Origin of the sequence: Jeotgalibacillus sp. ET6, assembly GCF_029667115.1 — a bacterium.
GTDB lineage: Bacteria > Bacillota > Bacilli > Bacillales > Jeotgalibacillaceae > Jeotgalibacillus.
The window spans coordinates 102,685-118,983 of record NZ_JARUIU010000009.1; the positions used below are offsets into that span (position 1 = coordinate 102,685).

The following is a 16,299-nucleotide window of genomic DNA, read 5'->3' on the forward strand; positions in this document are numbered from 1 at the left end:
CTGACTCTATATAGCTGCCGAACGTGTATAAATAGATTAGAAGAGTCTCATTTTTTCTTATTTCTTCATTTGGTTTTCCCCTGTTTATCCAGCTGAAATCGGATAACGTGTACAGACCGCATTGTAAATTGTTTTCATACCGACACATGTGTATAATTAAGTTATAACAAACGCATGTATGATATTTGTATAACAATTGTACATACCTAAGAATCCTTGATTGTGAGAAATGGAGGCGAATATGGATGCCTAAAAAAATAGCTGTTATTGGCGCGGGTCCAGGCGGATTAGGAGCTGCCATGCTGCTTGCCAGTAAAGGATTCAAAGTAGATGTTTATGAAAAACAATCATTTGTCGGTGGAAGAAACAGCTCTTTTCAAATGAGTGGATACACTTTTGATATAGGCCCAACTTTCATGAGTATGCCTGAAATCGCTGAAGAGCTTTTTAATGAAGCTGGGAAAGACCTCCATGACTATCTGGAGTTAAAAGAACTGCCTATGATGTATGAATTGGATTTCCCTTCCAAAAAGGTGAAAATGTATCGTGATCCTGAAAAAATGAAAGAGGAAATAGAGCGGCATTTTCCCGGGGATAGTGAAGGCTATGACCGTTTTATGAAGGATACAAGAGTGAAAATGGATGCCCTTCGACCTATTCTTCAAAATAAAATGGACCGTTATTACGAGTATTTAAGCTTTAAGATTTTAAGAGCCCTGCCTCAGCTCTCGCTAGGTAAAAGTTTATATGACGTACTCAGCAACTACTTTCGTCACGAAGAACTTAAACTTGGTTTCACATTTCAGGCAAAATACCTGGGAATGTCACCTTGGGAGTGTCCCGGCGCGTTTTCCATCCTTTCATTTATGGAACACGAATATGGCATCTTTCATCCGATCGGGGGAGTGAATAGACTGTCTAAAGCGCTCGCACAGGCTACGGAAGAACTTGGAGGGACGATACATTTGGGAAATGGAGTTAAAAAGCTGATCCTGAATGAACGTAAAGAGGCAAAAGGACTGCTGCTCGAAAACGGTGAAAAGATCGAAGCGGATGAAGTCGTTATAAATGGTGATTTTTCTCATGTTATGTCCAGCCTTGTGGATGATGGCGTGCTAAAAAAATACGCGCCTGAAAAGCTTGCGAAGAAAAAATATTCCTGCTCTACTTTTATGATCTATCTTGGAGTTAATAAAAAATACGATCTGCCGCACCATACGATCTCCTTTTCGGATGATTACAAGAAAAATGTTGAGGAAATAACTAAAACGCAATTACTTTCAGAGGATCCTTCCATATACATTCAAAATGCTTCCGTCACAGACCCTACACTAGCTCCGGAGGGCAAATCAGCATTGTATATTTTGGCCCCGGTACCAAATAATCTCAGCAAAATTGACTGGGAAAAACATAAACAGGCGTTCAGGGAGTTAGTGCTTGATTCGGTAGAAGAAAAAACAGGCTTTAAAGGTATCAGGAAGCATATTGAAGCTGAGCGGATCATTAGTCCCGTTAATTGGGAGCAGGACTTTCATGTATATGAGGGAGCCACATTCAGCCTGGGCCACCACCTTAGTCAGATGATGGCTCTGCGTCCCCATAATCAATTTGAAGAACTGGGCAATACCTGGCTTGTGGGAGGCGGCACGCATCCCGGAAGCGGACTTCCAACGATTCTGGAGTCTGCCAGAATTACAACAACTATGCTGCTGGAAAAATCGGCTGGGGGAAAAGTGAGTCACTCCGGGCCTGTAAGCAAGGAAGCCTTATGAAAAATATAGCAGTGGCAGGCGGTGGAATCGGGGGCATGATGGCTGCTCTGCTGCTATCGAGAAAAGGATTCCAGGTAACGCTTTATGAAAAAGAAAAGAACCTGGGCGGCAGACTGGCTTTTATGGAGCAGGAAGGCTATAAAATAGATAAAGGACCCACAATTGTTCTATTACCTGAAATGCTTAAGGAGCTCATGCAGGAAGCGGGAATTGACAGCAGCGAATATAAGCTCATCCGCTGTGATCCACTGTACGATATTCACTTTTCAAATGGTCAGACCTACACAAAATATGCTAGCATAGAAGAACAAATAGCAGAAATTGAACGCGTATTCCCGGGCGAAAGTAAAAATTTCAAACGGTTTATGAAAGATATGGACGCACGTTTTCATCTTGGTAAGCCCCGCTTTTTGGAGCAGTCATTTTTAAACAGGTGGGGTTCTGTTAACCCTTCTACAGTCAATGCGCTCCGAAAACTAAATGCTTTCCGGTCCGTAAAAAAGCAGCTGGATTCATATTTCATAAACGAACAGTTGAAAACAGCCTATGCCCTTCAAACTCTGTATATCGGAGGAAATCCTTTTACAACGCCCGCCATCTACAGTTTAGTTTCATTCAGTGAACATCGTCATGGCATATATTATGTAAAAGGCGGCTATGCAAGTCTGATTGAAGTTTTTGAAAAAGCTTTAAAACGAAACGGTGTTGCCGTCAAAAAAAATACGCCGGTTCAAAAATTAAACAGAACCTCAAACCGCGTAACCTCTATAGTTATAAATAATGAGAGCATTGAGGTGGATGCTGTTGTAGTAAATGGTGATTTTCCTTTGGCTGAAAGACTGATTGGCGTGCAAAAAAACAAAGCGGGCAGAACCTATCAGCCATCGTCCGGCTGCATGCTCCTCTACATGGGAATAGACGGCAGATATGATAATAAAAAGATTCATCAATTTTATATAGGGAAAGATTTCAGTGAAAATATGAGTGAAATCTTTAAATCCCGTACTGTGCCAAGTGACCCATCCTATTATGTCTTTCATCCCTCGCTTGTGGATGACTCACTTGCTCCTGAAGGAAAAAGCGTCCTGTACGTTTTGATTCCTGTTCCTTCCGGGGATGAGATAGACTGGGAAAAAGAAAAAGCCTCTTTAGCCGACCGGGTAATTGACTCGATGGCTGAAAACGGTTTTGATGGTATTAGAGAGAAAATGCAATGGCTTACCATTCGCACTCCGGCAGAGGCAATGCAGGAGGGGCTGTATGCAGGCGGAAGCTTTGGAATTTCCCCTTCATTATTTCAATCAGGTCCTTTCCGTCCGCAATTTCAACCCTATAAAGAAATAGATAATTTATTTGCTGTCGGTGCATCCATTCATCCAGGAGGCGGAATCCCCATTGTCATGCAGGGAGCTAAGCTTCTGGCTGATGGAATTGAAAGGAAGTATCTTACAAGGGATGTGATCCATAATGAACAGATCAACCGCTTATGAAGAGTGTGAATCGATCATAAAGCTTCATTCCAAAACGTTTCACCGCGCTTTTTCATTACTGCCAAAAAATCAGCGAAATGCAGTATGGGCTATTTATGCCTTTTGCAGAACAGTCGACGACATTGTGGATGAAAACGAACATCCCAAGGAAGAACTTCAACTATTTGAAGAAGAGTTTCAACAATTTTTAAGCGGCAATGTAAACATGAAGGACGCAAAGTGGCTTGCCCTGCAGGATGTCTTCGCCAATTACAATATGAATACGGATGCTTTTTTGGCTATGATTGAAGGGCAGAAGATGGATATTGAAAACAAAAGCTACGGGTCTTTTGAAGATGTGTTAGATTATTCCTATCATGTTGCAAGTACAGTCGGTTTAATGCTTCTTCCAGTGCTGGCGCCTAAAACACATGATAAGCTTATAGATAGTGCCGTTCAATTGGGCTACGCAATGCAGATCACCAATATCCTTAGGGATGTAGGAGAAGATTTGGAACGGGGCAGAGTTTACCTTCCGCAGGAGCTGATGGACAAGCATGGATATACGTATAGCATGCTCGAGCAGATGGAAAACAATAGTCAATTTAAATTACTTTGGGAAGAGATGGCCCAGCTTGCTGAGATGTATTATGACAGAGCAATGACCACGATCCATGAATACCCGGTCTATAGCCGTCCTCCAGTAAAAGGGGCGGCGATCTTATACAGGGCGATTCTCGATGAGGTCAGAGGCAATGATTATAACGTCTTTACTGTAAAAAATTATGTTTCAGGCCAAAGTAAAGAAAAAATTCTATCTGCTCATATGGAATGATCTATACCATGGAAGATCGAACTATTGAACAATAATAAAGCCGCCAATCAATCCCTGTTAAGGAATGATTGGCGGCTTTATTTGTTGTGATTCTAGGTTTCAGGCTGCTATCAAACAGCTAGTGAGAGGACTATTGAATTTAAACCGACTTTCTCGCTTTAGGTTTATTAATGGAAGAACCGAGTTGATTCAGCCGTTCCACAAGATCTCCATTTGCGTTATCTGTTTGGTTAGAACTTGATGAAGTTAATGATTCTTTAAACTCATATGCATTTGAGCCATGCTCTGAATAGTCCAGACCGGCAAGTTCTTCTTCTCTTTCTACGCGGATCCCTCCGGCAGCTTTCAGAATATAGACGCTTGCACCGACAGCAGCTGCCGTCCATAAGATAACTGCACCGACACCGAGAGCCTGCACACCCAGTAATCCGAGACCGCCGCCATAAACGGCGCCATTGGCAGTATCAAAAAGTCCCACCGCAAGCGTTCCCCAGATTCCGCAGACACCATGTACAGCGATTGCGCCAACTGGATCGTCCACACGTAAAACGACATCAATAAAACGAATTCCTTCTACGAGAATAACCCCTGCGATTAACCCGATAATAATGGCGCCTAACAAGGATACATTTGCTGTCCCCGCAGTAATCCCTACAAGACCGCCAAGCGCTCCGTTTAATGTAATGGAAGGATCAATCTTTTTAAATCGTATTCTTGAGTAAAGGGCTGATGCGACCACACCGCCAGAAGCTGATAACAGGGTCGTTGAGATAACAACTGGTACCAGGGATGGATCAGCAGCAAGAGAACTTCCGCCATTAAAGCCAAACCAGCCAAACCATAAGATAAATACCCCGAGTGCGCCAAGAGGTATATTGTGTCCGGGGATGGCATTGACACTTTTACCGCTGTATTTACCAATACGGGCACCCAGGAAAAGTACAGCAATAAATGCTCCGACTGCTCCTGTTAAGTGAACGACAGTAGATCCGGCAAAATCAACAAATCCAAGCTCTGAAATCCAGCCGCCGCCCCAAATCCAATGACCAACGACAGGGTAGATTGCACCCGTCATTAAAACGGTTAGAAGCAAATAACTGCTCAATTTCATTCTTTCTGCAACAGCACCGGAAATGATGGTAGCACAGGTGGCGGCAAATACAGCCTGGAAAACAAAAAAGCCTATGTCATCGACACCTTGCAGTGCAAAACCGGATGTTCCAAAGAAGCCGTTTGAGTTGCCAAACATAATCCCATATCCTACTAAAAAGTAAAGGATTGAACCAAGTGAAATTGTCAGGATATTTTTCATTAAAATGTTCAGACTGTTTTTCGCCCTTGAAAACCCTGACTCTACCATTGCAAACCCTGCGTGCATAAAAAAGACTAAGATAGCAGCAATCATAATCCACATGGTATCAACGGATAATTGAACACTTTCAGGAGTTACAGGGGCAGCGAATGTAGTGGTGGATAATAAACTTCCTGCAAAAACGATGGACCCAATTTTTTTCTTCATTGTTGCACCTCCATAGGTTTTATCTTGCTTATAAAACAGCTTCTTTTCCACGTTCTCCATTTCGAATGCGAATAACTTCTTCAATTTGAGAGATAAATATTTTTCCGTCACCAACCTGGCCCGTTCCGCATGCATCGATAATGGCCTCTACAATCTCATCTACTTTATGCTCTTCTGACACCATTTCCACTTTAATTCTTGAGACAAGCGGGAGCTCGTAGGTTGTGCCCCTGAATGCTCCTTTTTTTCCCTTTTGATTTCCGCATCCGGCGGCTTCAAAAACTGTTAAGCCGCTGATCCCGATATGAACCAGTGACTGACGAAGCTCCTGAAACACTTCCGGCCGGACAATTGCCTCGATTTTTTTCATACCTTTCACTCCTCATTTCTCATGTTAGGTTTTATGACATGAACTATGTACCTAATAATATTCAGAAAATTGATAAAATGCAACCCTTTTTTATAAAAAAATAAAATTCATGTAAGAAAACCTAACATGAAAAAGGGTCTGCCATATGGCAAACCCCTTGAGAGACAACCATTCATTCAATTTTCAGCATGAACAAAATGTTTTTTTACCCATACTCTTGAACGCCATCTTTTTAGCATGATCAACCCTCTAATCCACTCATCGCAAATAAAGGCGATCCAAACGCCGATAAGTCCAAATTCAAATACGATTCCAAGTAAATACGAGAGAAAAGCAGCGATGCCCCACATAAAAATAATTCCTACATATGCTGGGAAACGCACATCTCCTGCTGCGCGGAGTGCGTTTATAACTACTAGATTAAAACTTCTTCCTGGTTCAAGCAGAATAGTAAGAAGAATAAGAATGGATCCAACTGAAATAATATCCGGGTTATCAGTAAAAATTCCAAGCAGCTGCTCAGCGAAAAGAGAAAATAAAACAGCCATGAAGATCGATAAGTAGACAGAGATTTTTAAACTTTTAATACAGCGTTTATAGGCATCTTCATATTCACCTGCTCCTACCATTCTGCCAATTAAAATCTGTGACCCTTGACTTATTGCGACGGCAAACAGAAAGATAAACATCATGATATTTTGTGCATAAACTTTCGTCGTGATGGCTTCTGTTCCGATCATTGCAATAAATGCAGTGATAACAAGCTGGGAAGCATTGTAGGATAGCTGCTCTCCTGCTGATGGTATGCCGATTTTAAGAAGATTTTTAATATGTGAATAAGGCAGTGAAAACAAACGTATAAAAGGCAGTTGATTCGGCAGACGCTTCAGTAAAAGAATAAATATAATGAAAAATCCAATAATCCTGCTGCCGATAGTGGAGTAAGCAACGCCTTCAACTCCGAGAACAGGAAAGCCGAGCGGCCCGAAGATGAAAAAGTAGTTTCCGATTACATTCAGTATATTCATAGCTAATGTTACATACATAGCATCTTTTGTGAAGCCGTAGCTCCTTAAGATCGCTCCTGCAGTCATAATTAAGGCCTGTACAAATAAAAATCCTCCAACAAATTTCAAGTAAAAAGATGATTCACTTACGAGCTCCAGAGGGATATCCATCATCTTTAAAATCCAATCATCAAAAAGGACAATCAGCAGACTTAAAAAAGCGCCAAAAGCGAAATTTGCCGCCAACGAGACGACCGAAACCTCAGCAGCGCTTTTTTCTCTGCTCCCGCCTACGTATTGAGCGATTAAAATAGAAGTTCCTGTTGCAATAAAGCCAAACATTACAATCAACAGAAATAAGATTTGATTTGCTACACCAACAGCTGCCACACTGTTGTCTGAATACTGGCTGAGCATCAGAGTATCTGCATTACCCATCAGCATATGCAGCGAAATTTCAATAAATATCGGCCATGTTAATGCAAAAAGTGTTAATTTATCGGGTTTTTTCATTTTGATCCTCCAACTTGAACACCAAAGGGACTGACCAATAAAGTAATGGACAGTCCCGGCTTTGGTTAATGGCTTAGTTTAATAATCTTAGCTTCTAAAGGATCTAAGTTTACTTTTCCTTTGTTCCATTTGACTGATTTGCCAGTCAGTAAGTCGACAGCATTAGGATCTTCAAACGTGAACGGTAGTTTAAGTTTATCTTTTTTATCGCTGGTATTTAATAATACAATTACAGATGTGCTTTCATTCGAACGTATATAGCCAAAGGATTTTTCACTAAGATCAGATGGCAGGAATGAAAAAGTGCCGGCATTAGCAAGTAAAGGCTCAGATTTGCGAATGGCGATTAATGACTTAACCCATTCGAGAAGCTCCTGATCCAGTTTTGTTTCGTCCCATTCCATGCATTTCCTGCAGCCCGGATCCTGCCCGCCAGTCAAGCCAATTTCATCTCCATAATAAATGGATGGAGTACCGTAGTACGTTAATAAGATCGTGAAGATCTGTTTTAGTGTTTCCTTGTTATTTTCGCATTCAGTCAGGATTCTTGGTGTATCGTGACTGCCAACAAGATTAAAAGTGACTTGATTAATGTTCTTAGGATACATATGCTGGACCTTGGTCATATCTTCCACAAATTCTTTAACGGTTAAATCTTTTTTAGCAAAAAGCCGTAAAACATTCGTCGTAAACGGGTAGTTCATCACGGCATCAAATTGATCGCCTTTAAGCCACGGAATGGAATCGTGCCAGATCTCGCCTAGAATATATAAATCCGGATTAATTGCTTTTACCTCTGACCGAAAATCTCTCCAGAAAGCCTGATCTACTTCGTTTGCAACGTCGAGCCGCCACGCGTCGATATCAAATTCTCTTGCCCAGTAACGTCCGCATTCAAGTAAATAATTTTTCACTTCAGGGTTTTCTGTATTCAATTTTGGCATCATATAAGTGAATCCGAACGTATCGTAATTTGGTTTAGGTTTTGTTTCCACATGATAGTCCCATAGATGGAACCAATCATTGTATCTGGACTCTTTCCCTTTTTTCAAAACGTCTTGAAAAGGAGGGAAGTAATAGCCGCTATGATTAAACACAGCATCTAGCATGATGCGGATCCCCCGTTTTTTACATTCCTGAACAAGCGTTTTGAAGGTTTCTTTTGAACCGAATTGAGGGTCAATTTCAAAGTAGTCAATGGTATCGTATTTATGGTTCGACGTAGCGGTAAAAAGAGGATTAAAATAAATTCCGGTAACGCCAAGTTCCACCAGATAGTCCAAATGATTAATGATTCCCTGCATATCTCCGCCGAAAAAACTGTTTACCTTCGGATCTTCACTTCCCCAGGGGAGAGTGCCTTTCGGATCTAAAGAAGGGTCCCCATTAGCAAAGCGTTCAGGGAATATTTGATACCATACCGTGTCTTTAACCCATTCTGGAGCTGTAAAGATGTCTGCTTTATTTATATATGGAAAACAAAAGTATTCTCCTATGTCTTCCGGCGGCGATTCTCTAAAGCCCTTTTCACCGAAGAAAACGCTTTCTTTCCTATTATATAGCTGAAACCCATAGCGGAGTCTTCTTAATTCCGGGGTTACAACTGCGATCCAGTAATCATATAAATCATCGCTTCCGCTTATCGTCATGGGTATGGAGGTGAAATTCCAGAGACTGTCGGTCCAGTCGTAGGGATCACCAAGCAAAAGTTTTAGCTCGTCTACATCCTTTTTCTTAGTTTTAATCTGGATATGTAATTCTTTTTCATTCATTGCATACGCGTCAATGCGGTCTGCGCGGTGGTGAACGGCTTCTCTAATCATCGAATCGGCTCCTTTATAAATAATTGAATGGCGTACCATTCCAATTGGTTATAAGATTATGGCAACAGATTAGGTCTGTCAACGGGTTAGTTATAAAGAATGAACCGAGGGTGAGAATGGAACCAGCGATTCAGTCATAAAAAATATGAATTTATTAGAAAAGTTTTAAAAAAAGTATTGTATTATTCTTAAAGTTATTTATAATAAAAGGAGGTTGTGCAATCGTTTTCACAAAAATAATGTAAGCGGTTTAGATGTTGTTGTAGAGCACAATAGCATTTTTATAAAGAGAAATTGTGCAAACGGTTGTTCAAACCCGGATAAAAACCTTTAGGAGGGGTCAATTTTGAAAAAGTATGCATCAGTTTTAGCTTCATCATTGCTTTTGGCAGGCGTTTTAGGCGCATGTGCACCGGATCGTGAAGAATCTGGAGAATCTACAGATGGGGGCGGTTCCGGATCATCAGAAGAAGCACCGGAAACACTGAAAGTCTGGGTAAATGACAGTGAAGAACAGAAAGCCGTATTAGACAAGCTTTTTGATAAATACACAGAAGAAACAGGGATCGAAATTGAAACAACGCCAATGAATATGCTCGATCAAATCGAAGCGTTAAACCTCGATGGTCCTGCAGGCAACGGACCGGACTTGTTCTTCCAGCCGCATGACAGACTGGGCAATATCTTATTGCAGAACTTAGCGGCTCCTTTGGATCTTGGTGATGCTGAAGGCGATTACTCTCAAACTGCAATTGATGCGGTAACCTATGACGGAGAAATTTATGGAGCTCCTTTAGTCGTTGAAACGTATGCAACGTTCTACAATAAAGACCTGGTAGAAGAACCACCTGCTACAATGGATGACCTGATGACAATTGCGGAAGAACAGACAGACTCATCAACTGAAACTTATGGTTTCCTTATGGAAGCTGCTAACTTTTATTTCTCATACCCATTCTTCGGCGCTAATGGAGCGTATGTATTTAACAATGAAGGCGGTTCGTATGATGTAGAAGATATCGGCCTTAATAATGAAGGCGCAGTAGCAGGCGGAGAGTTAATTCAATCTTGGTACGAAAATGGCTACATCCCGGTTGAGATCAATCCGGATATCATGAACGGATTATTTGCAGACGGTAAAGTCGGCGTTGCCATCACTGGCCCTTGGCAGATTCCTGCATACGAGGAAGCGCTTGGTGAAAGCCTTGGAACGGCTATTCTTCCGACTGTTGACGGAACAAACGCAACATCGTTTGTAGGAGTTAAATCATGGATGGTATCCGACTACTCAGAAAACAAAGAGGCAGCAACTGATCTTGCTTTGTTCCTGACAAATGAGGAAAACTCAACTCAATACTTTGAAGAGGCTGGCGAGCTTCCTGCCAACCAGGCAGCTCTTGAAAGCGAAGCTGTAACTTCCAATGAATTAATCGCACCATTTGCTGAACAAATCCAATATGGTACACCAATGCCATCAACTCCTGAAATGCAGCAGGTTTGGGACCCAATCAACAATGCACTTCTATTCATTGCACAAGGCGATGATGTTCAGGAAGTACTTGATGAAGCTGTACAAACAATCAAAGATAATATTGCTGCAGCACAGCAGTAATTAGATTCATGACCCTGGTGGATAGAAGGATTCCCTCCTTCTATCCACTGCATTTTATAAAGAAGAAATTTCTTCTAGAACCTCGCTAGGGAGGCGATGACATGTCGACTGCAAATCCAACAGCTAAAAAATCACATAACCCCAATACAGCTGTTATTTTATCCATTTTACTTGCGGGATTAGGTCAGTTGTACAACCGCAGATATGTAAAAGGAATACTTTTTATTATTATTGAAGTTTCGTTTATATTAACTCTCGGGCGTTTCTTAAACCTTGGATTATGGGGGCTTACAACACTTGGAACACTCGAAGGCACTGATCATTCTGTTATTCTATTAATCTATGGATTGATTTCACTAATCCTGATCGCTTTTGCTGTGACGCTTTATGTGGTGAATGTTAAAGATGCGAAAAAGGATGCACTGCGCATTCAAAAGGGAGAAAAACCTCTTACTTTCAGAGAAGCAGCAGGGAATGTATGGGATAAAGGATTTCCTTATTTCTTCGTAACACCCGGCTTGATCATGCTGGCTTTTATCGTTATTTTGCCGCTGATGTTTACGGTGGCCCTGGCGTTTACCGACTACAGTCAATACAACCAGCCTCCAAGAGCTTTGCTTTCGTGGGTAGGGTTTGATAATTTCTCCAGACTGTTTTTTGAAACAGGAGGAGCAGGAAATAATATTTGGCAAGATACTTTTATAAGTGTTTTTACGTGGACGATCGTTTGGACACTGGTAGCTACGACGCTCCAAATTGCGCTTGGTTTGTTTTTGGCGCTGATTGTAAATGATCCCCGGATTAAATTTAAGCGTTTAATTCGAACTATTTTAATTTTGCCTTGGGCAGTACCTGCTTTCGTTACCATTCTGGTGTTTGCAGCTATGTTTAACGATCGGTTCGGTGCCATTAATACGGATATTCTGGCAGTTTTCGATTTGTCGATCCCATGGTTACAGGATCCTTTTTATACGAGAATTGCGTTAATTATGATACAGACCTGGCTTGGCTTTCCATTCGTTTTCGCTTTATTTACGGGAATCCTGCAAAGTATTTCGAAAGAATGGTATGAAGCTGCAGATGTGGACGGTGCAAACCGCATGCAAAAATTTAAGAGCATTACGCTGCCGCACGTTTTGTACGCAACAGCGCCGCTATTAATTATGCAATATGCCGGTAATTTCAATAACTTTAATATTATCTATTTATTTAACGAGGGTGGACCTGCAGTCCGCGGACAAAATGCCGGCGGAACCGATATCCTGATTTCGTGGGTGTATGACTTAACCTTTGAATTAAATCAATACAGTATGGCTGCAGCTATTACAATCATACTCGGATTAATTGTTACGGGGTTTGCGTTTTTCCAATTTAGAAAAACACGCTCGTTTAAAGAGGAGGGGAACTTATAATGAGCCGAAAAGCAAAATCCAAAATAGAAGTCGCGTTAATTTATTTGTTCCTGGCTTTTATGGCCATCATTATAGGATATCCGCTGCTTTGGACTGTAGGCATGTCCTTAAACCCTGGTACAAGCCTTTATTCAGCTCAGTTAATTCCTGAAAATTGGTCTTTAGTGCATTATAAGTGGCTCTTTACAGATCCGTCGAGCGACTACTTAATCTGGTACAAGAACAGTGTGATTGTAGCAGTTGCCAATGCATTTTTCTCTGTCGTATTAACCTCATTTGTTGCATATGCGTTCTCACGCTATCGATTTGTAGGAAGAAAATATGGATTGTACGCGTTTTTACTGCTTCAAATGTTTCCTGCCATGATGGCGATGGTAGCCATATATGTCATGCTGAATATGGTTGGCTTGCTTGATTCACTACTTGGACTTACTTTGATCTATATTGGCGGGCAAATTCCTTTTAACGCTTGGCTAGTTAAAGGATATTTTGATACAATACCTAAAGAACTTGATGAAGCTGCCCGCATAGACGGTGCAGGCCACCTTGGTGTGTTTTTCAGAATTATGCTTCCGCTGGCAAAACCTATTTTAGGTGTAGTGGCCTTGTTTAATTTCATGGCGCCATTTGTAGACTTTCTGCTGCCGCGAATTATTCTAAGAAATCCTGAAAATTTCACACTTGCACTAGGGCTGTTTAACTTCATCAGCAACCAGTTCGATAATAACTTCACCCGATTTGCTGCCGGTTCAATTCTAATCGCTGTGCCAATCGCAATTGTTTACCTTTTTTCCCAGCGTTTCCTCATCTCTGGTCTGACAGCTGGAGGAACAAAAGGATAAGATCTTTCAGAAGAAGAGCAAAATTGCATGAACGCTCCGGTAAGACAAAACCTGCACAACGGCTGAAGCATCAACTATTATATGTTTATCTGGCACCAGCTTTATAAACAAAAGGAGGAGGGGCAGGGATGAGAAGAGTGAACACAGCTCTTTTTCTCATCACTATCCTCCTTTTTAATAGCGTTTTGACTCCTTCTGCAGGCGCTGTTGAAAAGGAAGAGAGAAAATGGCAGGATGAATCAATTTATTTTCTAATGGTGGACCGCTTTTCGAATGGAGATACTTCAAACGATAAAGCGGTCGACACACAGGATCCGAGAGCTTACCATGGCGGAGATTTTCAAGGTATCGAAGATCAGCTGGATCATATTGAAGAAATGGGTATTACAGCCATTTGGCTGACCCCTGTTTTTCAAAATGAAGAAGGCGGGTATCATGGCTATTGGATCGAAGATTTTTATGAAACAGAAGAACATTTTGGAACGATCGAAGAATTTAAAAGTCTCGTTGACGCCGCTCATGAACGGGATATCAAAATCATTTTGGATTTTGTCGTAAACCATACAGGACCCAATCATCCTTGGACAGAAGATCCTGAAAAGGAAGATTGGTACCATGAGGAATCAGCTATCATAGACAATAATGATACTGAGCAAGTTCAGAATGGCTGGATTTATGGTTTGCCGGATTTAAACACAGAAAACCCTGAAGTGAAGGAATACCTGTTTGAAGCAGCAAAATGGTGGATTGAAGAAACGGATATTGATGGCTATAGACTTGATACAGTCAAGCATGTACCGGAAGAATTCTGGGGAGAATTTTCTCAGGAAGTAAAATCCGTGAAGGACGATTTTTATCTGATTGGCGAAGTATATGATACTGACATTCGTAAAATAGCCGAGTATTCAGATACCGGAATTGACGGGTTTGTGGATTTTCCGCTTGCAGAGCAGATGAGATCTGTTTTCCAGGATGTTGATACAAATACATCACGTCTTTTTAATTTCTGGGATTATAACCAGGAGTTTTTCCCTAACCCATATTTAATGGGAACATTCATAGATAATCATGATATGTCCAGATTCACCCGGCTGGCGGTTGATAATAACATGCACCCTGTAACAAGGTGGGAACTGGCAACGGTCTTTATGTTTACAGTGCCTGGTATCCCGATTATGTATTATGGATCAGAGATCGCACTGGACGGGGGAGAAGATCCGGATAATCGCAAATTAATGAACTTTAATTTGGATGAGGAACTGAAGGATTATATTGGTGATGTAGGAAGACTCCGTCAAGAGCTGCCGTCTTTGACACGAGGCACACTTGAAGTTCTTCACAATGAAGATGGGATGCTTCTATATGAAAGAAAGTACGAAGATGAAACGGCTATTATTGCGATAAATAATACAAGCGGCACTCAATCTGTAACGTTGAATTCCGATCAGTTTGAAGAGAATGGTGAAATGCGTGGATTGCTGAATGGCGATCTTGTTCTTGAAAGCGACGGGGAATATGTTGTGGTGTTAGATCGTGAAGAGGCAGAAATTTATGTGCTGACTGAGAAAGCCGGTTTTAATTACGGGTTGCTGGCAGCCGTCGCAGCCGTTTGGGTATTCTTTATCGGGATCTTTATTTATATGGCTAAACGCGGCAAAAAGCGTACAGCTTAACGGGTTTAATGGAGCTGGTGCATAGATGTTGTACCAGCTCTTCCTGATGGATAATTGTAAGCGCAATCAGATTAGGGGTGGTTCTATCTATGTCGATAACAATAAAAGATGTTGCCAAGTACGCAAACGTCGCACCCTCTACGGTGTCAAGAGTGATCGCAAACAATCCGAGGATTAGTGATAAAACAAAAGAAAAAGTCAGAGCAGCGATGAAGGAGCTGGGCTATCATCCGAATTTCATTGCCCGCAGCCTTGCGAATCAGTCCACACAGGTTATTGGACTGGTCACTCCAGGCTCCTCTGATGTATTCTTTCAAAATCCTTTTTTTCCAACTGTTTTGCGAGGGTTGAGCGAGGGAGCACATGAGAAGCAGTATGCTCTTCAGCTGGTAACGGGTCAAAACGAAGAGGAGATCTACAATGGGGTCGTTCAAATGGTGCAGGGGGGAAGAGTGGACGGAGTTGTCCTTCTGTATTCTAAAGTAGAGGATCGAATTTTAATATACCTGCGGGAAAGGAATTTTCCATTTGTGATGATTGGAAAGCCATTTAACTATGTTGAGGAAATTACACATGTGGATAACGATAATTTTCAAGCTGCCAAAGATGCAACGGATTTTCTCATTGAATTGGGACATGAACGCATCTCTTTTATAGGAGGAGATGAAAATTTAGTAGTCACAGTGGAACGGCTGATGGGATATAAAGATGCTTTGAATTTGGCAGAATTGCCGTATAGGGAGGATTATGTTCTTCATCAGAGCTTTTTGCTTAAAGGCGGCCAGGACGCCGTGTGCGAGCTGATGGAGCTTCCGCTGAGAGAAAGGCCTACTGCTCTTGTTGTTGCGGATGACTTGATGGCCCTTGGTGTCTTAAATACATTAAATGAGATGGGAATCTCTGTGCCTGAAGATATTTCTATTTTAAGCTTTAATAATGTTTTGACATCTGAAATGGCGAGACCGCCTTTATCTTCTGTGGATATTAATATTTTCAATTTAGGCTACCATGCCTCTAAGCATCTGATTAAACGCCTGACTAACCCGGAGGAACCCGTCAAGCGCGTTATTATCGAGCATGAGATTGTGAAACGTTTCTCAACTGAACCGCCTAATCCGCCTGTTTAATTGGAAAGTAAGAGTAACTAAACAGACCTTGTTTGCTCTGCTGAACTCCCTCATTTTTAAATAGGGGAATCCAGAGAGAAGACAAGGTCTGTTTGCATTGTAGAAGGAAAAGCGAGGCTGAGACAAAAGTGTCTCAAACTCTACGACCGGTTCACTTCGCTTCAGGCGGACGCTTTCCGCAGGGACGGCGCTGAGCCTTTCCAGGGCCTGCCCTGCAAAGGCTCAGCTTGCCGTCACATCCTGCAGGAGTCGACACCTTCCGCTCCGCTCACCTACTATTTATTGATCAATATATCCTCATTTTTTTAACTTTTTTGAGTTTTGT

At 41.6% G+C, this 16,299-nt stretch carries 12 protein-coding genes; 8 read left to right on the forward strand and 4 right to left on the reverse strand.

Annotated features, from left to right (window positions below; genetic code table 11):
• Positions 1-245 precede the first annotated feature (245 nt).
• From P6709_RS17070 to P6709_RS17080, 3 genes are read left to right on the forward strand one after another with little or no spacing between them, the layout of a single operon-like run.
• Positions 246-1,772: a phytoene desaturase family protein gene (locus P6709_RS17070; RefSeq protein WP_278242139.1), complete on the forward strand. Its 1,527-nt coding sequence runs from the start codon at positions 246-248 to the stop codon at positions 1,770-1,772.
• Positions 1,769-3,262 carry a phytoene desaturase family protein gene (locus P6709_RS17075; protein ID WP_278242140.1) on the forward strand — a complete coding sequence of 498 codons (1,494 nt, stop codon included), beginning with the start codon at positions 1,769-1,771 and terminating at the stop codon, positions 3,260-3,262. Before P6709_RS17070 ends, P6709_RS17075 begins: the two co-directional genes overlap by 4 nt.
• Positions 3,237-4,076 carry a phytoene/squalene synthase family protein gene (locus P6709_RS17080; protein ID WP_278242152.1) on the forward strand — a complete coding sequence of 280 codons (840 nt, stop codon included), beginning with the start codon at positions 3,237-3,239 and terminating at the stop codon, positions 4,074-4,076. The genes P6709_RS17075 and P6709_RS17080 overlap by 26 nt, the downstream gene beginning before the upstream one ends.
• 139 nt (positions 4,077-4,215) lie before the next feature.
• Here P6709_RS17080 and P6709_RS17085 read toward each other — a convergent pair whose 3' ends face one another.
• From P6709_RS17085 to P6709_RS17100, 4 genes are all read right to left on the reverse strand, one after another.
• The gene (locus tag P6709_RS17085; protein ID WP_278242141.1) at positions 4,216-5,595 is read right to left on the reverse strand and encodes an ammonium transporter; all 1,380 of its coding nucleotides are present in this window, start codon (positions 5,593-5,595) and stop codon (positions 4,216-4,218) included.
• A gap of 28 nt (positions 5,596-5,623) precedes the next feature.
• Positions 5,624-5,965 (reverse strand): P-II family nitrogen regulator, encoded by a 342-nt coding sequence (locus P6709_RS17090; protein WP_278242142.1) that lies wholly within the window; start codon positions 5,963-5,965, stop codon positions 5,624-5,626.
• Positions 5,966-6,141: 176 nt separating this feature from the next.
• Complete coding sequence (locus P6709_RS17095) at positions 6,142-7,485, reverse strand: MATE family efflux transporter (protein ID WP_278242143.1); 1,344 nt, start codon at positions 7,483-7,485, stop codon at positions 6,142-6,144.
• A gap of 65 nt (positions 7,486-7,550) precedes the next feature.
• Complete coding sequence (locus tag P6709_RS17100) at positions 7,551-9,308, reverse strand: glycoside hydrolase family 13 protein (RefSeq protein WP_278242144.1); 1,758 nt, start codon at positions 9,306-9,308, stop codon at positions 7,551-7,553.
• A 346-nt stretch (positions 9,309-9,654) separates the two neighbouring features.
• On the opposite strand from P6709_RS17100, the gene P6709_RS17105 reads away from it, so the two are divergent.
• The 5 genes from P6709_RS17105 to P6709_RS17125 all read left to right on the forward strand — a co-directional run bounded on the left by P6709_RS17105 (position 9,655) and on the right by P6709_RS17125 (position 15,974).
• The gene (locus tag P6709_RS17105) at positions 9,655-10,920 is read left to right on the forward strand and encodes a sugar ABC transporter substrate-binding protein (RefSeq protein ID WP_278242145.1); all 1,266 of its coding nucleotides are present in this window, start codon (positions 9,655-9,657) and stop codon (positions 10,918-10,920) included.
• Between the two features lie 101 nt (positions 10,921-11,021).
• Positions 11,022-12,332 (forward strand): carbohydrate ABC transporter permease, encoded by a 1,311-nt coding sequence (locus tag P6709_RS17110; RefSeq protein ID WP_278242146.1) that lies wholly within the window; start codon positions 11,022-11,024, stop codon positions 12,330-12,332.
• Positions 12,332-13,174 (forward strand): sugar ABC transporter permease, encoded by an 843-nt coding sequence (locus tag P6709_RS17115; RefSeq protein ID WP_278242147.1) that lies wholly within the window; start codon positions 12,332-12,334, stop codon positions 13,172-13,174. Before P6709_RS17110 ends, P6709_RS17115 begins: the two co-directional genes overlap by 1 nt.
• A 128-nt stretch (positions 13,175-13,302) precedes the next feature.
• Complete coding sequence (locus tag P6709_RS17120) at positions 13,303-14,847, forward strand: alpha-amylase family glycosyl hydrolase (RefSeq protein WP_278242148.1); 1,545 nt, start codon at positions 13,303-13,305, stop codon at positions 14,845-14,847.
• 89 nt (positions 14,848-14,936) lie between these two features.
• On the forward strand, positions 14,937-15,974 hold the full coding sequence (locus P6709_RS17125; protein ID WP_278242149.1) for a LacI family DNA-binding transcriptional regulator: 1,038 nt from the start codon (positions 14,937-14,939) through the stop codon (positions 15,972-15,974).
• Positions 15,975-16,299: the final 325 nt, after the last annotated feature.